Source organism: Pantoea sp. X-Soil-YNGN-775, from assembly GCF_059730575.1.
This window is the reverse complement of sequence record NZ_AP035945.1, coordinates 3005039-3028793: the sequence shown is the minus strand read 5'-3', so window position 1 is coordinate 3028793 and position 23755 is coordinate 3005039. Positions and strand designations below refer to the sequence as shown.

Below are 23755 nucleotides of genomic sequence, written 5' to 3'. Positions count from 1 at the left end.
GCGGTTGCAGGACTGAAGATCCAGTGTCCCTGATCATTATGGCGAGAGTATGGCAGCGTTGTCCAACGTCAATAGTTGTCTTATCAACCGGCTACGGGCAACATAGCGGCTTGTTTTAGCCTGCTACCGGAACCGCATGAGCGTAAACCACATCCCAGTCCAGTTCAGCGACCGTAAGCGTCGTGCCGTTGACCGTCTGACACGGCGGCTGGTCACGTCCTGTGGCATTGCGATTCTGCTGTTAATGCTGCTGCTGTTTTGCTGGCTGATTGGCGTGGTATTGCCGTTGTTTAGCGCACCGGGCCTGCAGATTGCCAGTACTCAGCAGCTGTGGGATCGCGCGCCAGCGTTAGCGCTCGGCAATGATAGTCGTATCGGCTGGCGTATCAGCGCGCACGGCGCGGCACGGTTTATCCCGCTGGATGGGCAACCGGCGGAACCGGCGCTGGCGTTATCGCCGGCACCGCAACAGGTGGTGCGCAGTGCCGACAGCCAGACGCTGCTGCTGAATATGCAGGGCGCGCTGATGCTGATGCAACCGACAGCGGAACAGCAGTGGCGTTTTCCGCTAGGCGACAAACCGTTTCACCTGCCGCACGGCGCGGTGACAAAAATGGCTCTGGCGACCCGTCACCCGGGGCAGTGGCGTATCGCCGCGCTGACCAGCCGCGGCCTGACGGTGCTGACGCTCGGCACTAATCAGCATGCCGCGACTATCGACCTGCCGCAGCCGCCGCCGGACCTGCTGACACTTTCTCCGGCAGGCGATCTGCTCTACACCACCGAAGGCAACGTGCTGCGCGTCTGGCAACTCGACGAGGATCAGGCGCGATTGCGTGAAACCCAGACGCTGCCGCAGCGCCCGCAAAGCCTGCATCTGCTGGTAGGCGGTAAGAGCCTGTTAATTCAGGATCAGAGTGGCATCAGCCAGTGGTTTGCTATCGCCAGTGCCCAGGGGCCGCGTCTTCAACGCATCCGGACCTTTGCACACAGCGCAGGACCGGCGAAAGTGGTTACCGAATCACAACGTCGGGTGTTCGCTACCGTCAGTGAGACTGGCCTGCTGCGCCTGTTCGCCAGCAAACAGGACGGCCCGATTCTGCAGCGCCAGCTGGCGCCTGGTATTCTCGACGCGCAGTTCTCGCCGCGTGGCGACAGTCTGCTGATTGAGCGGGCTGGCAGCTGGCAAACCCTGCGGCTGGATAACCCGTGGCCTGATGTCACCTGGCGTAACTTCTGGCAGAAAATCTGGTACGAAAATTACCCGGCACCGGACTGGATCTGGCAGTCGACCGCAGCGGGCGACAGCTATCAGGGCAAGTTCAGCCTGGTACCGATGGTGGTCGGCACGCTGAAAGCCGCCAGCTTAGCGCTGCTGTTTGCCACGCCGCTGGCGCTGGCGGCGGCCATGTATACCGCATTTTTTATGGCACCGGGACTGCGTCGCTGGGTGAAACCGGCTATCGAAATGATGGGCGCGCTGCCGAGCGTGGTGGTGGGACTGATTGCCGGTGTCTGGCTGGCACCGCACATCAGTCAGGCGCTGATTGGTGTGCTGTTGTTGCCGCTGACGCTGGCCGCCAGTTTGCTGCTGTGCGGGGGGCTCAGCGCGCGTTTACCGGCGCGCTGGCGACAGCCAGGCCGGGAGGTGCTGATTCTGCTGCCGCTGCTGCTGCTGGTTACCTTACTGACGTTGTGGTTGCCAACGCTGTTTATTCCTGACGCAGGCGACTGGCTACCAGATTATGAACAGCGCAACCTGCTGGTGGCGGCGCTGGCGATGGGCTTTGCGCTGGTGCCACTGATTTTTACGCTCTCTGAAGATGCGCTGTTCAGCGTGCCTGCGGCGCTGGGGCAGGGGTCGCTGGCGCTGGGCGCGACGCCGTGGCAAACCCTGACCCGGGTGGTGCTGCCAGGCGCCTCGGCCGGAATTTTTGCCGCCCTGATGATCGGTCTGGGCCGCGCAGTGGGGGAAACGATGATTCTGCTGATGGCGACCGGCAATACGCCGCAAAGCCAGGGCGGATTGTTCAGCGGACTGCGCGCCCTGTCAGCCAATATCGCCATTGAGATGCCGGAAGCCGCCGCCGGCAGCGCCCATTATCGCATCCTGTTTCTCAGCGCCCTGATGCTGCTGCTGTTCACCCTGGTGATCAATACCGTGGCGGAGCTGATTCGTCAGCGGCTGCGTCAGCGCTACAGTCAGCAGGAGGAGCAGGTATGAAGGTGATGCGACAAAACGATCGCTGGCGCTGGTTAACCGCCGGTGCCGTGGCGGTCTGCCTGTTAGCCTTTACCCTGCTGATTGGGCTGCTGGCCTGGCAGGGCGTTCGGGCTTTCTGGCCGCAGCGGGTCGACCTTTACAGCTTCAGCCAGCCTGACGGGCGCGAGGTGCGTCTGCTGGGCGAAACCCTTGAGCATCAGCCGCGCTTTCCCGCCCCGGTGGATGAGCAGGGCAACAGCGGTGGAGAGGTTCATCGCTACCTGATTAAAACCGGCAACCGCGACTGGGACGCGCCCGATTTCCGCGTGGTCTACAGCCGGGAAGCGGCCAGCGTCAGCCAGCCAAAAGCGATCATGGTGTTGCAGCGCCGCAGTCACGGCCAGGCTTACGGCTGGTTTATCGGCCTGCGCGAGGATAATGAGGTCTTAACCGCCCGCAATCCCGATGCGCTGCTGCATCAGCGACTGGCGCAGGTGCAACTGCTGGTGCGGCAGGCCAGTCAGATTCGCCGGGTAGAGATGGCGCGCGTCAACAGCCAGCGTGAGCAGCTGGATGAGCAGGCCGCGCAGCAGCGCGCTGCCGGTCGCTTTGATCTCCAGACCCAGTCGGAATACCAGGCGAATCAGGCGGCCTTGCAGCGTCGTTTCGATCATCTCAGTGAGACGCTGGCCAGCCTGCAACAGCAGAGCCAGCGCGACGCTCTGATCCTGCGCGATGTGCACGGCATCGACCACACGATTCCGTTAACGGAAATTGTCGATAGCTGGAAACCCAACGCAATGACGCTGGGCCAAAAAAGCCGCCATTTCCTGCAGCAGCTATGGCGCTTTGTCAGCGACTCGCCAGCTGACGGTGGCAGCGAATCCGGTGCGTTCCCGGCGATCTTTGGCACCGTGCTGATGGTGTTGCTGATGTCGATTGTGGTGATGCCGCTTGGGGTGATTGCCGCGATCTGGCTGCATGAATATGCCGGCCGCAACGCGTTGACCCGGCTGGTGCGGATTGCGGTGGTTAATCTGGCCGGGGTGCCTTCAATTGTCTATGGCGTCTTTGGCCTCGGCTTTTTTGTCTGGCTGGTCGGCGGCACGCTCGATCAGCTGTTCTTTGCCAGCGCACTGCCCAATCCAACCTTCGGCACGCCGGGCCTGCTGTGGGCGGCGTTAACGCTGGCGTTACTGACTCTGCCGGTGGTGATCGTGGCGACAGAAGAGGGGCTTTCGCGCATTCCCAATAGTCTGCGTCAGGGATCGCTGGCGCTCGGTGCCACTCAGGCGGAAACCCTGTGGCATGTGGTGCTGCCGCTGGCGGTGCCGGCAATGCTGACCGGACTGATCCTCGCCGTGGCACGCGCAGCGGGTGAAACCGCACCGCTGATGCTGGTCGGGGTGGTGAAAATGGTGCCGGAATTACCGATCGATGCGGTGTTCCCCTATCTGCACCTCGACCGCAAATTTATGCATCTTGGCTTCCAGATTTACGATCTGGCGTTTCAGAGTCCGAATATTGAAGCCGACCGGCCGCTGGTGTTTGCCACTGCGCTGCTGCTGGTGGTGATTATTCTGTCGCTCAATTTGCTGGCGATGAGCCTGCGTCACCGCCTGCGTGAACGCTATCGCCTTATGACTCAATAACAGGCTATGACTATGACGCCCGACACTGACATTGCGCTCACCGTTAATCATCTTTCACTGTGGTACGGCGAGCGCCAGGCGCTGCAGGATATTTCGCTGCAGGTGCCGAAAAACCGTATTACCGCGCTGATCGGCCCGTCCGGCTGCGGTAAATCGACCCTGTTGCGCTGCTTCAATCGGATGAACGATGTGATCGATCACTGCCGGGTCGAGGGTGAAGTGCTGCTGGGCGCAGTGCCGATCATGCGGCCGGATCAGGATCTTTCCGCGCTACGTCGGCGCGTCGGCATGGTGTTTCAGCGGCCGAATCCGTTTCCGAAGTCGATCTATGAAAATGTGGTTTACGGCCTGCGCTTGCAGGGCGTTCGCGATCGGCGGGTGCTGAACGAAGCCTGCGAACGTGCGCTGCGGGCGGCGGCGTTATGGAGTGAAGTGAAGGATCAGCTGGGGCAAAATGCGCTGACGCTCTCGACCGGACAGCAGCAGCGGCTGGTGATTGCGCGGGCGATCGCTATCGAACCGGAGGTACTGTTGCTGGATGAACCGACCTCGGCGCTGGATCCGATCTCTACCCTGGTGATTGAAGAGCTGATGACCACGCTGAAGCAGCACTTCACGCTGGTGCTGGTCACCCACAATATGCAGCAGGCGTCACGCGTCTCCGACTATACCGCGTTTATGCATCAGGGCGCGCTGGTGGAGTTTGATGATACCGATCGGATCTTTACCGCGCCGAAACAACGACGCACCGAAGATTACATTACCGGCCGCTACGGCTAAGGAAAGGGGAGAAGAGCGGGGTTGGTGAGGTGTGGATCACGCACCGGCTCAGGGAGCCGATGCCCTCCGTAAAGACGTAAAAACACTCTCCGTGGCGGCTCAGCGCGGGCGATTACGCACCTCATCCCTGAGGTGCTCCCGTAGCCGGGCCAACGCTTTGCGTTGTTCAAAAACGCACCCGACGTTTTTATCCATGGCCCGCGATGCTTTACTACGGGCCTGGGCTCCCTGAGCCTTTATTCTGCCAGCACTTCAGAAGAAACGATGGCTTCTGCTGCCAGAGCGTTAGTCGTTTGCATAACCCTGCGGCGGCAGGGGTTCACCGTCCAGCCAGGCTTTTCCGTCACGCATCCTGAGGCGTCCGTCGATAAACCAGCTAATCACCAGCGGATAGATCGCGTGCTCCTGATGCTGCACCCGCTCAGTAATCTCCGCTTCGCTGTCGTCCGGAAATACCGGCACTTTGGCCTGTAGGATCACCGGGCCACCATCCAGTTCATCGGTGACAAAATGCACTGAGGTACCGTGTTCGCTATCGCCATTCTCCAGCGCCTGACGATGAGTATGCAGGCCAGGGTATTTCGGCAGCAGCGAAGGGTGAATATTCAGCAGGCGGTCATGAAAATGCGCAACAAACCCACTGCTGAGGATCCGCATATAGCCTGCCAGCACCACCAGATCCGGCGAGTACGCCTCGATCTCGTTGATCAATTGCCGATCGAAGGCGTCGCGGTCAGCGAAGTCGCTGGCGGCCAGCGCTTTGGCGGGAATGCCCGCCTCCTGCGCCCGGGTCAGGCCATAGGCCGCAGCGCGGTTGCTGATAACGGCAGCGACGCTGCCGTTAATCCGCCCGCTGGCGCAGGCGTCAAGGATGGACTGAAGGTTAGTTCCGTTGCCGGAAATCAGTACAACCAGCTTTTTCATCCGTTGATGACCACACGCTCTTCCGCATCGGAGGCCTTGATCACGCCCAGCTTCCACGCTTTTTCGCCGGCAGCCTGCATCAGCGCGACGGCTTTGTCCGCCTCGTCCGGGCTCAGGGCGATGATCATCCCGACGCCGCAGTTAAAGGTGCGGTACATCTCAAAGCGGCTGACGTTGCCCGCCTGCTGCATCCAGCTGAACACCGCAGGCCACTGCCAGCTCTTCTCGTCAATCACCGCCTGGGTGTTGTCGGGCAGCACGCGCGGAATGTTTTCCCAGAAGCCGCCGCCGGTCAGGTGCGCAATCGCATGCACATCGACCTGCTCAATCAGGCTGAGGATATTTTTCACGTAGATGCGGGTCGGTTCCAGCAGGTGGTCAGCCAGCGGTTTGCCTTCCAGCTGTTCAACCAGCGGGTCGGTATTGCTGACTTCCAGAATCTTACGAACCAGCGAGTAGCCGTTAGAGTGAGGACCGCTGGAGCCGAGCGCGATCAGCACGTCACCGTCCTGCACTTTACTGCCGTCGATGATTTCTGATTTCTCAACCACGCCGACACAGAAACCGGCCACGTCGTAATCTTCACCGTGGTACATGCCCGGCATTTCAGCGGTTTCGCCGCCGACCAGAGCACAACCCGACTGCAGACAGCCTTCGGCAATGCCGGTGATCACCGCAGAAGCGGTATCAACGTCCAGTTTGCCGGTGGCGTAATAGTCGAGGAAGAACAGCGGCTCTGCGCCCTGAACTACCAGGTCGTTGACGCACATCGCGACCAGGTCAATGCCAATCGCATCGTGGCGCTTAAGGTCCATCGCCAGACGCAGCTTGGTGCCGACGCCATCGGTGCCGGAGACCAGCACCGGTTCACGGTATTTTTGCGGCAGCGCGCAAAGCGCACCGAAGCCGCCCAGTCCACCCATTACTTCCGGGCGACGCGTCTTTTTCACTACGCCTTTAATACGGTCAACCAGGGCGTTACCAGCATCAATATCAACACCGGCGTCTTTGTAACTGAGAGAGGTCTTGTCGGTCACTGCGAGGTCCCCACGCGAGTTGCGGTTGGTGGTTTAAATAAAGCGCGGCAATTCTACCAGCGCAGGCAAACGTTTGCGAGTCCGGGATTGCGCACCAGACGATTTTCATCAATCCTTATTTTGTCCCGGTAAATGCCGCCGCCTTGCGCAAGGATAAGTGGCGCGAAGGCAAAAAGGCGGTATAATCCCGCGATTTTTTTTAGCTCAACTCATTCCGGGAGAACACCAATGAAGATCGTGGAAGTCAGACACCCGCTGGTCAAACATAAACTGGGCTTGATGCGTGAGCATGATATCAGTACCAAGCGTTTCCGCGAGCTGGCATCAGAAGTAGGCAGCCTGCTGACCTACGAAGCCACCGCCGACCTGGAAACCGAAAAAGTGACTATTGAGGGCTGGAACGGCCCGGTGCAGATCGATCAAATCAAAGGTAAAAAAATTACGGTGGTCCCGATTCTGCGTGCCGGTCTTGGCATGATGGAAGGCGTGCTGGAGCATGTTCCCAGCGCACGCATCAGCGTGGTGGGCGTTTACCGTGATGAAGAAACCCTGGAACCTGTTCCGTATTTCCAGAAGCTGGTCTCGAACATTGAAGAGCGCCTGGCGCTGGTGGTAGACCCGATGCTGGCGACCGGTGGCTCGATGATCGCCACTATCGACCTGCTGAAAAAAGCCGGTTGCAGCAGCATTAAAGTGCTGGTGCTGGTGGCCGCACCTGAAGGGATTGCCGCTCTGGAAAAAGCGCATCCTGACGTCGAGCTTTACACCGCCTCGGTCGATCAGGGACTGAACGACAAAGGTTACATCATTCCTGGGCTCGGTGACGCCGGGGATAAGATTTTCGGAACCAAATAAATCGCACAGCCGGCCGCAGAGTCGGCTTTTTTTTGGCAAAAAAAGCATCATCCCCAATCGGATAACACCCGCCGTCTGGCGTCAGCGTCACGCATGCTGCGTGACGCTGCGTCGGCGCGGGTGTCAGCCAACGGGGAAAACGAACGCAAGGGGATAAATGATGACTCGTCGCGCCATTGGCGTCAGTGAACGACCGCCGTTACTGCAAACCATTCCACTCAGTCTGCAACATCTGTTCGCCATGTTTGGTGCCACGGTGCTGGTGCCGATTCTGTTCCACATCAACCCGGCTACCGTACTGTTATTCAACGGCGTCGGCACACTGATTTATCTGTTTATCTGTAAGGGCAAAATTCCCGCCTATCTCGGCTCAAGCTTTGCTTTTATCTCGCCGGTGCTGCTGCTGTTGCCACTGGGCTACGAGGTGGCACTGGGCGGATTTATTCTGTGCGGCGTGCTGTTCTGTATCGTGGCGTTGATTGTGAAACGGGCCGGTACCGGCTGGCTGGATGTGATGTTTCCACCGGCGGCGATGGGCGCGATAGTCGCGGTAATCGGTCTGGAGCTGGCTGGCGTGGCGGCGAATATGGCCGGTCTGCTGCCGGCTGAGGGCAGTTCGCCCGACAGCACCACGGTAATTATCTCGCTGGTGACGCTGGCGGTGACGGTGTTTGGTTCAGTGCTGTTTCGCGGCTTCCTGGCGATTATCCCGATTCTGATCGGCGTGCTGGTCGGCTATACGCTCTCGTGGTTTATGGGCATCGTCGACTGGCGTGGGGTAGAAAACGCGCCGTGGTTCGCGCTGCCCACTTTCTATACGCCACGCTTCGAGTGGGTCGCGATGCTGACCATTCTGCCGGCGGCGCTGGTGGTGATTGCCGAACACATCGGCCATCTGGTAGTGACGGCTAATATCGTCAAGAAAGATCTGATCCGCGACCCGGGTCTGCACCGCTCGATGTTCGCCAATGGCTTATCAACGGTGATCTCCGGTTTCTTTGGATCGACGCCCAATACCACCTACGGTGAGAACATCGGCGTGATGGCGATCACCCGCGTCTACAGCACCTGGGTGATTGGCGGCGCGGCGATCCTCGCCATTCTGCTGTCGTGTGTCGGAAAACTGGCGGCGGCGATTCAGGCGATCCCGGTGCCGGTGATGGGCGGCGTCTCGCTGCTGCTGTACGGGGTGATTGGCGCGTCCGGTATCCGGGTGCTGATCGAATCCAAAGTGGACTATAACAAAGCGCAGAATCTGATCCTGACCTCGGTGATCCTGATCATCGGCGTCAGCGGTGCGAAGGTGCATATCGGCGCGGCGGAGCTGAAAGGCATGGCGCTGGCCACCCTCGTCGGCGTGGGATTAGCGCTGATCTTCCGCGTGATTTCACTGCTGCGTCCGGAAGAAGTGGTGCTGGAAGCTGACGAACGCCAGGATTCCTGATCGTTAGTCGCTTGCTGAGATCGGGGCAGGGACGCTCCATTCATCTCTTTCTGAAAACTGTGGTAGACTTGCCCGGTTTTTTGCTTGTTCTCTTGCTGAGGTGCTTCTGAACACGCCGGCACAATTGTCATTGCCACTCTATTTGCCTGACGACGAAACCTTCGCCAGCTTCTGGCCGGGGGAGAACCCGTCGCTGATTGCCGCGCTGAAAGGTGCTCTCAACCAACAACATGGCAGTTATCTCTACTTCTGGTCGCGCGAAGGCGGTGGCCGGAGCCATTTGCTGCACGCCGCCTGCGCAGAAATGTCAGCGCGCGGTGCGGCGGTCGGCTATGTGCCGCTGGATAAGCGCACCTGGTTCGTGCCGGAAGTGCTGGAAGGGATGGAGCAACTGTCACTGGTCTGCATCGATAATATCGAGTGCATTGCCGGCGAGCCGGAGTGGGAAATGGCGATCTTCGATCTCTACAACCGCATTCTGGAAACCGGCAATACCCGCCTGTTTATCACCGGCGATCGTCCGCCACGTCAGCTTAATCTGCAGTTGCCCGATCTGGCTTCGCGCCTCGACTGGGGGCAGATCTACCGTCTGCAGCCGCTCTCCGACGAAGATAAGCTGCAGGCGTTGCAGTTGCGGGCCGGATTGCGCGGTTTTGAGTTGCCGGAAGACGTTGGCCGCTTCCTGCTGAAGCGACTCGATCGCGAAATGCGCACGCTGTTTGATACGCTGGATCGCCTCGATCGCGCCTCGATCAGCGCCCAGCGCAAACTGACCATCCCCTTTGTTAAAGAGACGCTCGGCCTTTAAATAATCCCCAGTACCGCTTCGGGTGGGCGGCCGATGCGCGCCTGGTCGCCATTAATCACAATCGGTCGCTCAATCAGGCTGGGATTGTCGACTAACGCGGCGATCAGTTCAGCCTCACTCTTCGTTTCCTCCGCCAGCCCCAGCTCATGATAAAGCGGCTCTTTGGTGCGCATCAGCTGGCGTATACTCTGCATGCCCAGCTTCTGCAGCAGGATTTGCAGCGTGTCGCGGGTCGGTGGAGTTTGCAGATAGAGCACCACCTTAGGTTCAATGCCGCGTTGCTGTAACAGCGCCAGCGTTTCGCGACTCTTGCTACAGCGCGGATTGTGATAAATCGTCACCATTTCAGGCGATCTCCTCTGATAACAGGCCAGTTAGCCTTTCTGATATTGTTTAAAGCGCTGCTGCAACTGCCGCAGCTGATCGATACGGGCATCGTAACGCGCCTGCTTCAGGCTGCCGAGCGGCACCTGGGCGCTGGCGCTGCTGAGAGTGGTGATCGCTTGATCTAGCTGGCCGTTGAGCGCCAGGCTTTCAGCGCGCGCCGACAGCTCTTCATCGTTCAGTCCCTGCTGGGCTGATGCCTGTGCCAGTAAATCCCAGCCGTTAGGATCATCTTTATTGGTCCAGGTGTAGCGATTCAGAATGCGGCTGGCGTTGGCCGGTTGTTTCGCTTCAACGTAGGCGTTTGCCAGGTTGAGCTGTACTACCGGGCTGTTCTTCGCGCTGGTTGCGCCGGTAAGCAGGGCGATCGCCTGTTGCGGCTGGTTCAGTCCGATGTCGATATCCGACATGATATCGAGGAACCAGACGTTATCCGGCTGCTTCGCCAGCAGCGGAGTGATGATCCGCTTCGCATCGGCGTAGCTTTTCGCCTGCAAAAACTGCACCGCCTTACCGTACTGCGACGCCAGCTGTTCGCGGGTGTTGCCGCTGGCGTACTGGTTCAGCAGTTCATCGGTCAGCTGATTGCGGCCGGTGGCGTACATCCCCAGCGCACGCACCTTCGCCAGATAGAAATCCTGACTGGACTGCACCACCACCGGTCGCATCTGGTTGGCGCGGTTGCGCGCATCAGCCAGACGGCTGTCAGGCAGCGGGTGCGTCAGCAGAATCTCCGGCGGCTTCGACGAGAAGCGGCTCTGATCGGCCAGCTTCTGTAGAAAGTTTGGCATCGCCTGGGGATCAAAACCGGCACGTTGCAGCACCTGAATCCCGATGCGATCCGCCTCCTGCTCGTTACCCTGGGTGAAGCTGATAATGCCTTGCTGGGTTCCCGCCAGCGTCCCGGTTAGCGCCGCCATACCGGCCTGCGGATTGGCCATCGCCAGCAGGATTGAGCCCAGCGCGCCGACCCAGGTGAGTGGGGCATTACGCTTTTGATCTTCCATGGCGCGAGCCAGATGGCGCTGGGTCACGTGGGAAATTTCATGCGCCATCACCGAGGCCAGCTGGCTTTCATTTTCGGTGAACCGGAACAGCGCAGAGTGCAGCACCACATTGCCGCCAAAGAAGGCAAAGGCGTTGAGTTCATCGTTCTGAATCAGAAAGAAGTGGAACGGCGTCTTAACCGAATCGGCGTGTGACACCAGCCGCTGGCCAAGCTGATTGATGTACTGGTTAAGCAACGGGTCGTTGATCAGGGGAGCACTGGCGCGCAGCTGGCGAACGTAGAAGTCGCCCATCTGTAATTCCTGATTAATCGACAGCGTTGAGCCCGCCGTGGTCCCCATATCGGGCAGTGAATCACTGATGTCGGCCCAGGCAGGTGCCAGACTGGTTAACATCAGCGTCGGGAGCAGTGCGGCAATCAGCGTTTTTTTTAACCGGTTCAACATGCCTTAATCCTGTAAAGAGGCCCTGAAACTGGCCAGGTGCGCAGCGGTAAGCTTCCGTTTTTTCGCAGCTAACAGCGGTTCGCAACCATCTTAACCACAGCATGATAAGAAAGGAATGGGGTATTCTGCGCCGAATGGTGTCTGTTTTGTGCAAGATCGCCTTTTCTGACGAAAAAAATTGAATATGTTAACAACCTAAACCGCAGTTAAACGAAAAAACGCCGGCCGCCTGAGCTGAGGGTAATGGACGAAAGGATTCCGGCTTATTCAGGTTTTCCCGATGTAGCTGATGGAAATAAAGCAGATTATGCTGAGAGCGAATTAAATCGCCCCGGGCACTTAATTTAAAGTTATGTAAATTCACTCAAAAAAACTGAATATGGCATGAATTTTTCCAGGTTTACTCCGAAAAAAAGGCCGTTTTGCGCGCTTTATGCCCATGGCCTCGATTGATTAATTAAATCTTCCTCATCAGCTAACCGTTATTCGCTCCAGTAAATAATGGTATTTTATTCATCTGAAGTCATAAAGCCTGCTGGCAATTAACGATTATATTAAGGTCCATATATTATTCACTTTACATTGCCCGCTAATGAAAATTTTCGATTGATTAAGCTCTGACATTATTTCGTTCATCACCCAGGCTGTGCTGACGCACATTTACTCAGGCGCTGAATATCGATGCGCTGTGATATAGATATTGCCCGGATTCAGAATATGGATCTGTAACGCGTTATTTGCCGGAGAGGAGTGTTATGCGTTCAGCGGTTGCTTACGTGTTAATTGCCATTGTGGGCGGTGTGGTCGGCGCGGTTGTCACACAAAGCGGCAATATCTATGACAAAGTTACGCGGCATTTTTCGTCTGAGCCACCGGAGCCTGAGGGTTTCTGGAGTACGCCAGCGATTGAGGGTTACGGCAAAATTCATTATGAGGCTGACGCCGCTTTTAAACCGGTAGCGGGGCTGAGCAATAAAATTGTTTTCCAGATTACCCGCAGCGACGGTGCGATGACCGCGCCAAATCTGGGGCTGGAGCGGGTCGCGCGGGTAGTGAATCTCTATATCGCCTCAGGCATTCCGGCTGACCAGTTGAAATTTGTGGTCTCAGTAACCGGCGACGCTACCCCGGCGATGCTGGATAACGCCCATTTCAGGCAGTTCTATGGCATTGATAATCCGAACCTGCAACTGATCGATGAGTTAAATAAATCCGGCGTGAAAGTATCGGTCTGCGATCAGTCGGTGGCCTTCCATCACTATCCCAATAACTGGATTGATAAGTCGGTGGTGCATGCGCTTTCCAGTCCGACCACGGTATCGACCCTGCAAAATCAGGGTTACGCGTGGCTGGCAATGTAATTAATACTTTGTCTAATACATCAGGAGAATAAGTGATGCGTCCAGCAGCTTTTATTGTGGTCGCCGCCGTGGCGGGGTTTATTGGGGGTAATGTTTTACAGTTGCCGGAATTATTCGATAAGGTCAGCGGTAAAGTGGCGGATAATAAAACCCAGCCGGCAGATTTCTGGAGTACGCCAGCCATTGAGGGCTACGGAAAAATACATTACGTCGATACGCCAGCCTTTAAACCGGGCACCACGCCAGGCCTGAGCAATAAAATCGTTTTCCAGATCAACCGCAGTGAAGGCGATATCCGACAGCCGAACCTGGGACTGGAGCGGGTTGCTCGCGTGACTAACCTCTATTATGCGGCGGGCGTCCCGCTCGACCAGCTTAAATTCGTGGTGTCGATCAACAGCGACGCGGTTCCGGCTGCCTTAACCAATGCGCAGTTTCATAAAGCTTACGGCGTCGACAACCCGAACCTTAAATTGATCGGTGAACTGAAAAAAGCCGGCGTTGAAGTGTCGATTTGCGATCAGTCGGTGGCGTTCCATCAGCTGGAGCGCGAATGGATCGACCCGATGGTCACTCATACTATCTCCAGCGGCACGACCGTCGCTACGCTGCAAAATGAAGGCTACGCTTTCCTGATGCTGTGATCCGGCCAGCGGCGACAGCGCCGCTGTGCTCTTATCGTCAGGTTCCCGCACCCTGCCTGCCCGCTAAGTGGGACTGATTTTCTGCTGCAACGCTGGCTGGCATCGCAGGCAAGCGTGACCCCGACCTGCGGTGTTGACCACGTTTCTTCACTATGCCCGTCTTATACTCGCCAGCCGCTGGACAATCAGGGCCAGCTAAATTTGAATTTAGTACGCTGCCGACGGCCTTAAACCTGCTCAAATCCTCCGCCAGGGTGTAGACTTACGCCCGGAATCATCTGCACATCCGGCACACGCTAAAAACAATAATCAGGCGCGTAAGACATGACTTTTTCTCCTGCGGCGGCAACGCCATGCTAAGGCGTTTTCGGCCCAAAACCGATCTACGCAATCTAATCGCACTGCTGGTTATGGTCAGCATCGTCATTACGCTGGCCAATACCCTCTACGCGACCTGGCGGGTACAGCGTCAGGTATTGATTGAAAGCACCCTTGAGGCTAACCGGGCTTATGCCGCTAAACTGGCCTCCACCAGCGAGATTTTCTTCCAGCTGGCGCAGTCACAGCTGCATTACAGCGCCAATCAGCTCAGTAATAATTTTAATAACGAGACGCTGCTGCAAAACGAAGTCAACCGCCTGCGCGAGCAAACCACCAGTTTTAACTCGGTGGCGGTGGTGGATGAGCAGGGGATAGTAAAAGCCATCTCGCCGGAGTCGCTGACGCTGAAAGGAATGCATCTGACCAGTGAAGCGTCACGCGAAGCGCTGGAGATGCGCCAGCCGAACATCAGTAAACCCACTCTTTCTGCAGCAAACAATTTGCTGGTATTTGTCTCCTGGCCGATCTGGAGCCGCGATGGCGACTATCTGGGCTATGTGGGCGGCACCATCTATCTGAAGAAAAAGAGCATTCTGAACGCGCTGCTGGGCGAACAGTTTTATCGTGATGGCACCAGCGTCTACGTGCTTGATAGCAATAATCAGGTGCTCTATCACCAGAATCGGCAGCTGATTGGCAAAGTGCTGCCCGCCATCATCGGGCCGCGTGAGGAGCAGAGCAATGGCTCGCTGATGCTCTCGCAGTCGGGTGAAGTTAAGCAACTGGCAGGTTATGCCGTGGTGCCGACCACCGGCTGGACGGTAGTGGCGCTCAAGCCGATCAATGTCACGCTGCAGCCGCTTTCCGGGCTGTTGCTCAAGGTATTGAAAAACTCCGTGCCGTTTGCGCTGCTGACGCTGCTGGTAGCGGTGGTGCTGGCCCGGCTGATTGCGCTGCCGCTGTGGCAACTGGCCCGTAAAGCCAGCCGGATGGATGCGCAGGGCGTGTCAAGGGAGATTGGCGGCATCAGCGCCTGGTATTTTGAGGCCGCGCAGGTCAAACGCGCACTGCTGACCGGCATTGGTCTGGTGCAGGACAAAATTGGCCGGCTCAACTCGGAAGCGCAAACCGATCCGCTGACCCAGTTACTGAACCGTCGCGGTCTCAACGCGGTACTGGACTATTACCAGACGCTGCGCCAGCCGTTTTCGGTGCTGGCACTGGATATCGATCACTTTAAAAACGTCAACGACAGCTGGGGACACGACGTTGGCGATCGGGTGATCCAACAGGTGGCGAGTACCCTGCGAGCCAGTGCCCGTCAGTCCGACGTGGTCTGCCGCAGCGGCGGCGAGGAATTTCTGATGCTGCTGCCGGGCACTCCGCTGGAAGAAGCGCTGATCATCGCCGAGCGGGTGCGGCTCGGCATTGCCGAAGCCTGGCTCACCGACGTTGGCCGTATCACCTTATCGATTGGCGTCTCGGCATGGAACGGTCAGCAGGAGGTGTCGCTGGAAGCCAGCTTAAAGCAGGCCGATGCCGCACTGTATCAGGCGAAAAACGGCGGACGTAACTGCGTGATTGCGGCGCCCGTCAGCTAGCTGCGCGCCAGCAGGCAACGCCCTGTTCAGGCTGCTCATATCAGGTACAATCGTCCTCCTTTTGGCTGTATTGGATCGGAAGTTATGCTGGCTTTATTATTTCAATGGTACAAACGTCGCTTCAGCGATCCGCAGGCCATCGCCCTGCTGGTGATCCTGCTGGCGGGCTTCTGTATCCTGTTTTTCTTAAGCGATCTGCTGGCACCGCTGCTGCTGGCCGTAGTGCTGGCCTACCTGCTGGAATGGCCAACGGCGCGACTACAGCGCGTCGGTTGCAGCCGAAGCTGGGCCACCTCGATTGTGCTGGTGCTGTTCGCCGGTATTCTGCTGGTAATGGTGCTGATTGTGGCGCCGGTCGCCTGGCAGCAGGGGATTAATCTGACCCGCGACCTGCCCAACATGCTCAATAAGCTCTATCTGTTTTCCGCCGGGCTGCCGAAGCGTTTTCCGGCACTGATGGATGCCGGCATCATCGATCTGATAGCTGAGAACCTGCGTAGCCGGCTGAGCGGCATGGGTGATTCGCTGGTCCGCTACTCTCTGGCGTCGCTGGTTGGCCTGATGACGCTGATGATCTACCTGGTGCTGGTGCCGCTGATGGTGTTCTTCCTGTTAAAGGATAAAGAGCAGATGCTGAACGCGGTGCGTCGGGTATTGCCGCGCAATCGCGGTCTGGCGGGTGTGGTGTGGCTGGAGATGAATCAGCAGATCACTAACTATATTCGCGGCAAAGTGCTGGAGATGGTGGTGGTCGGCATCGCCAGCTGGCTGGCCTTCCTGTTTCTCGGCCTCAACTATGCGCTGTTACTGGCGGTACTGGTGGGGATTTCGGTGTTAATTCCCTATATTGGCGCGATGCTGGTCACCCTGCCGGTAATCGGCGTTGGGCTGTTTCAGTGGGGGATGGGCAGCGAATTCTGGACCATGTTTATCGTCTATCTGGTAATTCAGGCGCTGGATGGCAACATTCTGGTGCCGATACTGTTCTCGGAGGCGGTCAATCTGCATCCGCTGGTAATTATCTTATCGGTGGTGATTTTTGGCGGGCTGTGGGGATTCTGGGGCGTGTTCTTTGCCATTCCACTGGCGACGCTGGTCAAAGCGGTGGTGCATGCCTGGCCGGATGAGCACCGGACGGCGTAATAAGCCGGGCGCGGCAAGTGAACTGCCGCGCCCGACAGCCATCAGGCGGACTTAACGTAATCCAGCACGATGTCGTGGTGATTTGAGGTTTTGAAGTTATCGAATACCTTTTCCACCTTGCCATCCGCATCCAGCAGGAAGCTGATGCGATGGATGCCGTCATAGGTTTTACCCATAAAAGTCTTTTCACCCCAGACGCCGAATGCCTTACAGACCTCATGATCTTCGTCCGACAGCAGGGTGAAGTTCAGCAGCTCTTTTTCGACAAAGCGTGACAGTTTTTCCGGTTTGTCAGTGCTGATGCCCAGCACTTCGACGCCCGCTTTTTTCAACTCATCCATATTGTCACGCAGACCACACGCCTGGACGGTGCAGCCTGGCGTCATCGCCTTCGGATAGAAATACACCAGAACGCGCTGTCCCTGGAAGTCGGTCAAATTAACCTGTTCGCCGTCCTGATCGGGCAAGCTAAATTTCGGTGCGGTATCACCGGCTTTCAGTGGATTCATCACATCTCTCCATTTTTTATTCAGGCTGTCGGTAATACACCATCCGGCCGGAAACTGCCAAACGGAAAATTACCATCAGGGGGTATTTCACCACATAGCCGCGCACGTTTGGCTGACAGTAATGTGGAGAAATAGCTCCGGTATCGTGACCTGGGCCGTTAGCGTGCCGGGCTGATGGCTTCACTGCTGTCGGCATCCGACGCACTGTAAAGACGCAGCGAACCCTGGGCATTCAGCTCATGACACAGCGTATTAAAGGCCTGCTCAAACGACGTGCCTTCGGTCCGCGTTGGACTGTGGGCGGTCATTTGAATATAGAGCGTTGGGGGTAAATCGTGTTGCCCCGGCGTGATCCGTGACACCAGTTCGGCAACGTTCATCTGATGTTTATCGATCAGATCGGTAAAGCGCTCAATGATGTGCGGCGAATCCGCCACCTCAACCTGAATAAACGCGGTATCCGGCATCGGCGGACGCTGACGGGCATTGGTGCGCTTCATCACGATCAGCAGTTCCAGTTCGGCACCTTTCAGCGGCAGAGTGGATTCAATCAGCGTAATGGCGTTCCAGCTGCCGGAGAGCAACATGATAAAGGTGAACTCATCCCCGAGCATGGCGAGACGGCTATCTTCGATATTGCAACCGCAGCTGCTGACGTGTCGGGTAATGGTATTGACGATACCCGGACGGTCAACACCGAGCGCGGTGATCACCAGATGATGGGGCTGAGATTGCGGCAAAATGGCTTTTCCTGTGCTTTCGCTAATAACCATAAGGTAAACATAAAAAAAACTGCTGACAAGCGCGGGAATAGCGTGGCTTGCTTGCTTTTCCCTAAGTGTAAAACGTACCATGAAGCACTTGTTTGTCGAGGGGATCGCCAATGTTTACGGGAAGTATTGTTGCACTCGTTACGCCAATGGATGACAAAGGTAATGTCTGCCGTGCGAGTCTGAAAAAACTGATTGATTATCATGTCGCCAGCGGCACCGCGGCGATTGTTTCCGTCGGCACCACAGGCGAATCGGCCACGCTAAGCCATGAAGAACACGGCGATGTGGTGATGCTGACCCTGGAGCTGGCCGATGGCCGGATCCCGGTGATTGCCGGAACCGGGGCGAATGCCACCGCAGAAGGCATCTCTCTGACTAAACGTTTCGAACACTCCGGCGTGGTCGGCTGTCTGACCGTTACGCCGTACTACAACCGTCCGACGCAGGAAGGGTTGTTCCAGCACTTTAAAGCCATCGCCGACAGCACCAGCCTGCCGCAAATGCTGTATAACGTTCCCTCGCGCACCGGGTGTGACATGCTGCCGGAAACCGTTGCCCGTCTGGCTGAAATAAAAAATATTATCGGAATCAAAGAGGCAACCGGGAACTTATCGCGGGTTAGTCAGATCCAAGAGCTGGTTAATGAAGAGTTCATTCTGGTGAGTGGCGACGACGCTACCGCACTGGACTTTATGCAACTGGGCGGCAAAGGCGTCATTTCGGTGACTGCGAACGTGGCCGCGCGCGAAATGGCCGAGCTGTGCACACTGGCGCAGCAGGGCAATTTCGTCGAGGCTCGCCGCCTGAATCAGCGTCTGATGCATCTGCACCAGACGCTTTTCTGTGAACCCAATCCTATCCCGGTAAAATGGGCTGCGAAACAGCTAGGATTAATCGCTAACGACACGCTGCGTCTGCCAATGACGCCACTGACTGCAGCCGGCCAGCCGAAAGTGGAGCAGGCGCTGGTGAAAGCGGGTTTGCGATAATTTAGGGAGTTTGAATGAATTACTCAGTAAAGCGGTCAACGGTAGCTACCGTGGTGGGGCTTTCCACCCTGATGCTGTTGTCGGCCTGTTCGAGCGACCAGCGCTACAAGCGCCAGGTCAGCGGTGATGAATCTTACCTGCAAGCCAGCGAATTACGTGAACTGAAGGCCCCTGCCGGAATGATCCTGCCGGTTCAGCGTGGCGATTTTGACGTGCCGCGCACCAGCAGTCAGGCGCCGACCGGCAAGCAGCTCGATATCCGTCCACCGGCCCAGCCACTGGCGCTGCTGAACGGAACGCGCGCCCAATACAGCAATAATACCGGCGCGCTGATGATTGAGAACAGCCGTGGCTCTGTCTGGTCACAGGTGGTTAATGTGGTGCAGTCTTACAAATTCCCGATTGCGTCACGTAATGACGCGGGACAGCAGCTGACCACTGACTGGGTGCAGTGGAATCGGGCTGATGAAGATCAGCAGTACCGTGGCCGCTACCAGATCAGCGTGCAGTCGCAGAGCTATCAGCAGCTGCTGACGGTGCGCCTGCTGGAACTGCAACAGGATGGCAAAACCATCACCTCGCCGGCGCAAATCCAGCGTTATACCGCGCAGATGCTCAACGACATCAGCACCGGTCTGGATAAGATCGAAACCGCCAGCGAAAACGCCGCTTCAGGTCGGGTGAATGGTGCGATTGATGTGCAGAGTGGCGCAGATGATACCGGCTTGCCGTTGCTGATCCTGCGTACGCCTTACAACGTGGCATGGCAGCGTCTGCCAGAGGCGATGAAACGCGTCGGCATGGAAGTGACGGACACCACCCGTTCAACCGGCAGCATGAAGGTGACCTATAAATCACCGGGCAGCAGCAGCTGGGATGAAGTGGGCGCGAAAGATCCGGAATTGCCAAACGGTGATTACAAAGTGCAGGTCGGCGATCTCAATAACCGCACCAGCCTGCAGTTCATCGATCCGAAAGGGCACGTGCTGACCCAGGCGCAAAATGATGCGCTGGTGGCGGTGTTCCAGGGCGCGCTGAACAAATAAAGTGATTAACGGCCGGAGATTCTCCGGCCTTTTTATTTTGTTTTTGGCATAATAGCGCGCGGCGAAGTAATCGATTGCGTCCCGCCAATCGCCGCAGCGGCACAGGCCGTTGAACACCCGTTATTTCAAGTCTGGAGTTAACAAGATGCAAAAGCGAGCTGAGTTGTATCGCGGTAAAGCGAAAACCGTATACAGCACCGACAATCCGGATCTGCTGATACTCGAATTCCGCAACGATACGTCAGCCGGTGACGGCGCCCGAATCGAGCAGTTTGATCGCAAGGGAATGGTGAACAACAAGTTTAACCATTTCATCATGACTAAACTGCAGGAAGCGGGTATCCCGACCCAGATGGAAGCGCTGCTGTCTGATAACGAAGCGCTGGTGAAGAAGCTGGAGATGGTGCCGGTTGAGTGTGTGGTTCGCAACCGTGCCGCGGGTTCACTGGTCAAGCGTCTGGGCGTGGAAGAGGGGATGGTGCTGAATCCACCGCTGTTCGATCTTTTCCTGAAAGATGATGCGAAACATGACCCGATGGTCAATGAATCCTACTGCGAAACCTTTGGCTGGGTCAGCAAGGCAAACCTGGCGCGGATGCAGGTACTGACCTTCAAAGCCAACGAGGTGCTGAGCAAGCTGTTTGATGACGCTGGCTTAATTCTGGTCGACTTCAAGCTGGAGTTTGGTCTGTTTAACGGCGAAGTGACGCTGGGCGATGAGTTCTCGCCAGATGGCGCGCGCCTGTGGGACAAACAGACGCTGGATAAAATGGACAAAGACCGTTTCCGCCAGAGCCTCGGTGGCGTGGTGGAAGCCTATGAAGCGGTGGCTCACCGACTGGGCGTGAAGCTCGATTAAGTCGTACAATACCGCAGAAAAAGGAGAGCCCCGGCTCTCCTTTTTTCATTTTGGCGTAAAGCTGGTGATTGCATCGGCACACAACTAAAATCATGCCATCTGAGTAAACTGCTAAGGGAGTAAAGCATGCGCTGGCAAGGGCGTCGCGAAAGCGACAATGTAGAGGACCGTCGCGATCAATCGTCCGGTTATGGCGGAGGCCGCCAGATTCGTCTGCCGCGCGGCAAAGGCGGTATCGTTCTGCTGATTGTGGTGGCAGTGGCGGGCTATTATGGCTATGACCTGACCGGCTTACTGACCGGGGGTGAGGTGGCACCGACCAGCCAGCAACAGCAACGCAGCGTCAGTCCGAATGAGGATGAAGCGGCGAAATTTACCAGGGTGATGCTGGCGACCACTGAAGATACCTGGGGAAAACTGTTCCAGCAGATGAACAAACAGTATGTCGCGCCGAAGCTGGTGATGTATCGCGGTGCCACTCGCACCGGTTGCGGTACCGGCCAGTCAGTGATGGGGCCGTTCTACTGTCCTGCCGATCAGACGGTCTATATCGATCTCTCGTTTTATGATGAGATGAAAACCAAACTCGGTGCCGGCGGCGACTTTGCTCAGGGCTATGTGATTGCGCATGAAGTAGGCCATCACGTGCAAAAACTGCTGGGTATCGAACCGAAAGTACGCGAAATGCAGCAGGGTGCCAGCCAGACCCAGGTGAATCAGCTGTCGGTCAAAATGGAGTTACAGGCTGACTGCTTTGCTGGCGTCTGGGGACACTATATGCAGCAGGAAAATATCCTTGAAGTTGGCGATCTGCAGGAAGCCCTGAATGCCGCTGAGGCGATTGGCGACGATCGGCTGCAGCAAAAAAGTCAGGGCCGGGTGGTGCCGGACAGCTTTACCCACGGCAGCTCGCAGCAGCGATACAGCTGGTTCAAGCGCGGCTTTGATGGCGGTAATCCAGGGCAATGCAACACCTTCGCCAGCAACCAGTGACCCTGCAACACCTCACCGCACAGATGCAGCAGGCCGGCATTCGTCGGCTGGCGGTGATCAGCGGCGATGCAGAGTGGTGTCTGGCGCGGGCGAGGGCGTGGCGTGACGCGCTGGCGGGTGACTGGCTGACGCTAGGCGACAGCGCACTGTTTCCCGGTCCACACTGTGTGCCGGCGGCGGTGCGTACCCTGCTGGGACGCGAATTCCATCATGCGATTTTCGATGCCCGGCAGGGCTTTCATGCCGAAGCCTTCGCGGCGCTGGCTGGAACCTTAACCGCCGGTAGCTGGCTGCTGCTGCTGCTCCCGCCCTGGGCAGATTGGCCGCAACAGCCTGATACCGATAGCCTGCGCTGGGCGGACGTCGCCGAGCCGATCGCCACGCCTCGCTTCGTTGACCATCTGCAACAGCTGATTCTGGACGATGCTGAAGTGTTGCTGGAGCAGCAGCATCAGCCCTGCCGTTTGCCGCCGCACACCGACTGGCCGCAGTGGCAGTGTCAGGCACCGCAACAGCAGCAGGCGGTGCTGCAACATCTGCTGGCGCTGCCGTCCGGCGTGGCGGTGCTGACCGCCGCCCGCGGGCGCGGGAAGTCGGCGCTGGCGGGAATGCTGGCGCGCCAGCAGGAGAACTGTCTGGTGACCGCACCGGCCAGGGCGTCCACCGGCGTGCTGGCCGCGTTTGCTGGCGATCATTTTCACTTTATGGCACCGGATGCGCTGCTGGCGCTGGTGCCGCCGCCGCCCGTTACCTGGCTGATTATTGATGAAGCCGCCGCCATTCCCGCGCCGTTGCTGCAGACGCTGGTCAGCCGTTTTTCCCGGGTATTACTCACCACCACGGTGCAGGGTTACGAAGGCAGCGGACGCGGTTTTATCCTGAAATTTTGCGCCGGACTGCCGCAGGTGCGCTATTTCACCCTCGATGAACCACTGCGCTGGTCGCGCAACGATCCGCTGGAACGCTGGCTCAACCAGGCGCTGCTATTTGACGATGCCGCTGCCGTCGCGCCATCATCCTCAGCGCTTCCGCATCGGGCGTCGCGCAACGATTTTACGGCGCTGCAGGCGGCCTATCGGCTGCTGACCAGCGCTCATTACCGCACCTCGCCGCTTGATTTACGCCGTCTGCTGGATGCGCCCGGCATGCAGCTGTGGCTGACGGGTGACGCGTTGGCGTTGCAGGGCGCGCTATGGCTGGTGGAAGAGGGCGGGCTTGATCCTGCCCTGGCAGAGGCGGTATGGGCCGGAACCCGACGCCCGCGCGGTAACCTGGTAGCCCAGTCGCTGGCGGCGCACGCCGGACTGGCTGAGGCGGCCACGTTACGCTCACTGCGCATCAGCCGCATTGCCGTGGCGGCGGAGAGTCGTCGCCGTGGTGTTGGTCAGCAGCTGGTGGCTGCGGCCCGTCACGCCGCCGCGGATTACGACTATCTTTCCGTCAGCTTCGGCTACACTGAATCTCTTTGGGCTTTCTGGCGCAGCTGTGGTTTTACCCTGGTACGCATCGGCAGCCAGCGTGAAACCAGCAGCGGCTGCTACGCCGCAATGGCAATGCTGGCCTGTTCTGCTGCCGGTGAGGCGTTACAGCGGCGGGCCGCTCACCAGCTGGCCCGCGACTGGCCGGTGCTGCGTCAGCATATCGCGCTGGACCCGGACATCACTGCGTGCCGGGAGGCTGGTTTCACGCCGCAGGATGCCCGACTGGCGGCCGGTTTCGCCTGGGCGCAGCGGCCACTGGAGGCCAGCTTGCCGGTGTTGCAGCGGCTGACCAGGATCTCTGTTCAGCCATTACCGCTGATCGAGGCCGCCATCGCTGCCCCTGAGGCGCTGTCTGCGCTGGCCCGACAGGCGGGACTGAGCGGCCGTAAAGCGTTAATTGCCGCACTGCGTCAGCAAGCCGCTCTCGCGCTTGAAACGCTGCCGGAGGTTGATGCTGACGTCTTACGTCGGTCGTTGAAATAATTCGACCGGCG

At 57.9% G+C, this 23755-nt stretch carries 21 protein-coding genes; 15 read left to right on the top strand and 6 right to left on the bottom strand.

What is annotated here, in order from left to right; all coding sequences use genetic code 11:
* The first annotated feature begins 136 nt into the window (after positions 1–136).
* Genes AC6I8I_RS14085 through pstB form a run of 3 tightly spaced genes read left to right on the top strand, consistent with a single transcriptional unit; the run spans position 137 to position 4635 of the window.
* A complete protein-coding gene (locus tag AC6I8I_RS14085) occupies positions 137–2224 on the top strand; it encodes an ABC transporter permease subunit (RefSeq protein ID WP_312758997.1) in 2088 nt (695 codons plus the stop codon).
* Positions 2221–3855: a phosphate ABC transporter permease PstA gene (gene pstA / locus AC6I8I_RS14080; protein WP_312055061.1), complete on the top strand. Its 1635-nt coding sequence runs from the start codon at positions 2221–2223 to the stop codon at positions 3853–3855. The genes AC6I8I_RS14085 and pstA overlap by 4 nt, the downstream gene beginning before the upstream one ends.
* Positions 3856–3867: 12 nt before the next feature.
* Positions 3868–4635: a phosphate ABC transporter ATP-binding protein PstB gene (gene pstB, locus AC6I8I_RS14075; protein ID WP_312055060.1), complete on the top strand. Its 768-nt coding sequence runs from the start codon at positions 3868–3870 to the stop codon at positions 4633–4635.
* A 285-nt stretch (positions 4636–4920) separates the two neighbouring features.
* On the opposite strand, the gene purN is transcribed toward pstB, so the two are convergent.
* Together purN and purM are read right to left on the bottom strand one after the other, a co-directional pair.
* The gene (gene purN / locus AC6I8I_RS14070; RefSeq protein ID WP_497820390.1) at positions 4921–5559 is read right to left on the bottom strand and encodes a phosphoribosylglycinamide formyltransferase; all 639 of its coding nucleotides are present in this window, start codon (positions 5557–5559) and stop codon (positions 4921–4923) included.
* Positions 5556–6596, bottom strand: coding sequence for a phosphoribosylformylglycinamidine cyclo-ligase (gene purM, locus AC6I8I_RS14065; protein ID WP_031375378.1), 1041 nt, complete (start codon positions 6594–6596; stop codon positions 5556–5558). The genes purN and purM overlap by 4 nt, the downstream gene beginning before the upstream one ends.
* Before the next feature lie 228 nt (positions 6597–6824).
* Here purM and upp point away from each other — a divergent pair, with 228 nt between their 5' ends.
* The 3 genes from upp (at position 6825) to hda (ending at position 9703) form a co-directional block, all read left to right on the top strand.
* A complete protein-coding gene (upp, locus tag AC6I8I_RS14060; protein ID WP_031375379.1) occupies positions 6825–7451 on the top strand; it encodes a uracil phosphoribosyltransferase in 627 nt (208 codons plus the stop codon).
* A 160-nt stretch (positions 7452–7611) separates the two neighbouring features.
* The gene (gene uraA / locus AC6I8I_RS14055) at positions 7612–8895 is read left to right on the top strand and encodes a uracil permease (protein ID WP_312055200.1); all 1284 of its coding nucleotides are present in this window, start codon (positions 7612–7614) and stop codon (positions 8893–8895) included.
* A gap of 106 nt (positions 8896–9001) precedes the next feature.
* Positions 9002–9703, top strand: coding sequence for a DnaA inactivator Hda (gene hda, locus AC6I8I_RS14050; RefSeq protein WP_180217190.1), 702 nt, complete (start codon positions 9002–9004; stop codon positions 9701–9703).
* Here the strand turns inward: hda and arsC are convergent.
* Both arsC and bepA read right to left on the bottom strand, forming a co-directional pair.
* Positions 9700–10047, bottom strand: coding sequence for an arsenate reductase (glutaredoxin) (gene arsC / locus AC6I8I_RS14045; protein ID WP_497827982.1), 348 nt, complete (start codon positions 10045–10047; stop codon positions 9700–9702). The two genes, hda and arsC, sit on opposite strands and share 4 nt — an antisense overlap.
* 30 nt (positions 10048–10077) lie before the next feature.
* Entirely contained in the window at positions 10078–11541 is a 1464-nt protein-coding gene (gene bepA, locus AC6I8I_RS14040; RefSeq protein WP_312055053.1) for a beta-barrel assembly-enhancing protease, read from the bottom strand.
* A 755-nt stretch (positions 11542–12296) separates the two neighbouring features.
* Here bepA and AC6I8I_RS14035 point away from each other — a divergent pair.
* From AC6I8I_RS14035 to AC6I8I_RS14020, 4 genes are all read left to right on the top strand, one after another.
* Positions 12297–12902: a DsrE family protein gene (locus AC6I8I_RS14035; protein ID WP_497827981.1), complete on the top strand. Its 606-nt coding sequence runs from the start codon at positions 12297–12299 to the stop codon at positions 12900–12902.
* Between the two features lie 35 nt (positions 12903–12937).
* Positions 12938–13546, top strand: a complete 609-nt coding sequence (locus AC6I8I_RS14030) for a DsrE family protein (RefSeq protein ID WP_312055050.1) — start codon at positions 12938–12940, stop codon at positions 13544–13546.
* 353 nt (positions 13547–13899) lie between these two features.
* Positions 13900–15468 carry a sensor domain-containing diguanylate cyclase gene (locus AC6I8I_RS14025; protein ID WP_312055048.1) on the top strand — a complete coding sequence of 523 codons (1569 nt, stop codon included), beginning with the start codon at positions 13900–13902 and terminating at the stop codon, positions 15466–15468.
* An 84-nt stretch (positions 15469–15552) separates the two neighbouring features.
* On the top strand, positions 15553–16611 hold the full coding sequence (locus tag AC6I8I_RS14020; RefSeq protein WP_312055047.1) for an AI-2E family transporter: 1059 nt from the start codon (positions 15553–15555) through the stop codon (positions 16609–16611).
* Positions 16612–16652: 41 nt separating this feature from the next.
* Here AC6I8I_RS14020 and bcp read toward each other — a convergent pair whose 3' ends face one another.
* Both bcp and AC6I8I_RS14010 read right to left on the bottom strand, forming a co-directional pair.
* Positions 16653–17120, bottom strand: a complete 468-nt coding sequence (bcp, locus tag AC6I8I_RS14015; RefSeq protein ID WP_031375386.1) for a thioredoxin-dependent thiol peroxidase — start codon at positions 17118–17120, stop codon at positions 16653–16655.
* A 158-nt stretch (positions 17121–17278) separates the two neighbouring features.
* On the bottom strand, positions 17279–17860 hold the full coding sequence (locus AC6I8I_RS14010) for a glycine cleavage system transcriptional repressor (protein ID WP_409455984.1): 582 nt from the start codon (positions 17858–17860) through the stop codon (positions 17279–17281).
* A gap of 143 nt (positions 17861–18003) precedes the next feature.
* Here AC6I8I_RS14010 and dapA point away from each other — a divergent pair, with 143 nt between their 5' ends.
* The 5 genes from dapA (at position 18004) to AC6I8I_RS13985 (ending at position 23744) form a co-directional block, all read left to right on the top strand.
* Positions 18004–18882 carry a 4-hydroxy-tetrahydrodipicolinate synthase gene (gene dapA / locus AC6I8I_RS14005; protein ID WP_031375388.1) on the top strand — a complete coding sequence of 293 codons (879 nt, stop codon included), beginning with the start codon at positions 18004–18006 and terminating at the stop codon, positions 18880–18882.
* Positions 18883–18896: 14 nt separating this feature from the next.
* On the top strand, positions 18897–19928 hold the full coding sequence (gene bamC, locus AC6I8I_RS14000) for an outer membrane protein assembly factor BamC (protein WP_497827980.1): 1032 nt from the start codon (positions 18897–18899) through the stop codon (positions 19926–19928).
* Positions 19929–20073: 145 nt separating this feature from the next.
* Complete coding sequence (gene purC, locus AC6I8I_RS13995) at positions 20074–20787, top strand: phosphoribosylaminoimidazolesuccinocarboxamide synthase (RefSeq protein ID WP_497827979.1); 714 nt, start codon at positions 20074–20076, stop codon at positions 20785–20787.
* A 126-nt stretch (positions 20788–20913) separates the two neighbouring features.
* Positions 20914–21780: a KPN_02809 family neutral zinc metallopeptidase gene (gene ypfJ, locus AC6I8I_RS13990; protein ID WP_312758986.1), complete on the top strand. Its 867-nt coding sequence runs from the start codon at positions 20914–20916 to the stop codon at positions 21778–21780.
* Complete coding sequence (locus AC6I8I_RS13985) at positions 21777–23744, top strand: tRNA(Met) cytidine acetyltransferase TmcA (protein WP_497828665.1); 1968 nt, start codon at positions 21777–21779, stop codon at positions 23742–23744. Before ypfJ ends, AC6I8I_RS13985 begins: the two co-directional genes overlap by 4 nt.
* The last annotated feature ends 11 nt before the right edge of the window (positions 23745–23755 follow it).

Bases quoted from the DNA above. Each gene is read 5' to 3' on its own strand.
- AC6I8I_RS14085 (WP_312758997.1), top strand. From the start codon at position 137: ATGAGCGTAAACCACATCCCAGTCCAGTTCAGCGACCGTAAGCGTCGT.
- pstA (WP_312055061.1), top strand. From the start codon at position 2,221: ATGAAGGTGATGCGACAAAACGATCGCTGGCGCTGGTTAACCGCCGGT.
- pstB (WP_312055060.1), top strand. From the start codon at position 3,868: ATGACGCCCGACACTGACATTGCGCTCACCGTTAATCATCTTTCACTG.
- purN (WP_497820390.1), bottom strand. From the start codon at position 5,559: ATGAAAAAGCTGGTTGTACTGATTTCCGGCAACGGAACTAACCTTCAG.
- upp (WP_031375379.1), top strand. From the start codon at position 6,825: ATGAAGATCGTGGAAGTCAGACACCCGCTGGTCAAACATAAACTGGGC.
- uraA (WP_312055200.1), top strand. From the start codon at position 7,612: ATGACTCGTCGCGCCATTGGCGTCAGTGAACGACCGCCGTTACTGCAA.
- arsC (WP_497827982.1), bottom strand. From the start codon at position 10,047: ATGGTGACGATTTATCACAATCCGCGCTGTAGCAAGAGTCGCGAAACG.
- bepA (WP_312055053.1), bottom strand. From the start codon at position 11,541: ATGTTGAACCGGTTAAAAAAAACGCTGATTGCCGCACTGCTCCCGACG.
- AC6I8I_RS14035 (WP_497827981.1), top strand. From the start codon at position 12,297: ATGCGTTCAGCGGTTGCTTACGTGTTAATTGCCATTGTGGGCGGTGTG.
- AC6I8I_RS14030 (WP_312055050.1), top strand. From the start codon at position 12,938: ATGCGTCCAGCAGCTTTTATTGTGGTCGCCGCCGTGGCGGGGTTTATT.
- AC6I8I_RS14025 (WP_312055048.1), top strand. From the start codon at position 13,900: ATGCTAAGGCGTTTTCGGCCCAAAACCGATCTACGCAATCTAATCGCA.
- AC6I8I_RS14020 (WP_312055047.1), top strand. From the start codon at position 15,553: ATGCTGGCTTTATTATTTCAATGGTACAAACGTCGCTTCAGCGATCCG.
- bcp (WP_031375386.1), bottom strand. From the start codon at position 17,120: ATGAATCCACTGAAAGCCGGTGATACCGCACCGAAATTTAGCTTGCCC.
- dapA (WP_031375388.1), top strand. From the start codon at position 18,004: ATGTTTACGGGAAGTATTGTTGCACTCGTTACGCCAATGGATGACAAA.
- bamC (WP_497827980.1), top strand. From the start codon at position 18,897: ATGAATTACTCAGTAAAGCGGTCAACGGTAGCTACCGTGGTGGGGCTT.
- purC (WP_497827979.1), top strand. From the start codon at position 20,074: ATGCAAAAGCGAGCTGAGTTGTATCGCGGTAAAGCGAAAACCGTATAC.
- ypfJ (WP_312758986.1), top strand. From the start codon at position 20,914: ATGCGCTGGCAAGGGCGTCGCGAAAGCGACAATGTAGAGGACCGTCGC.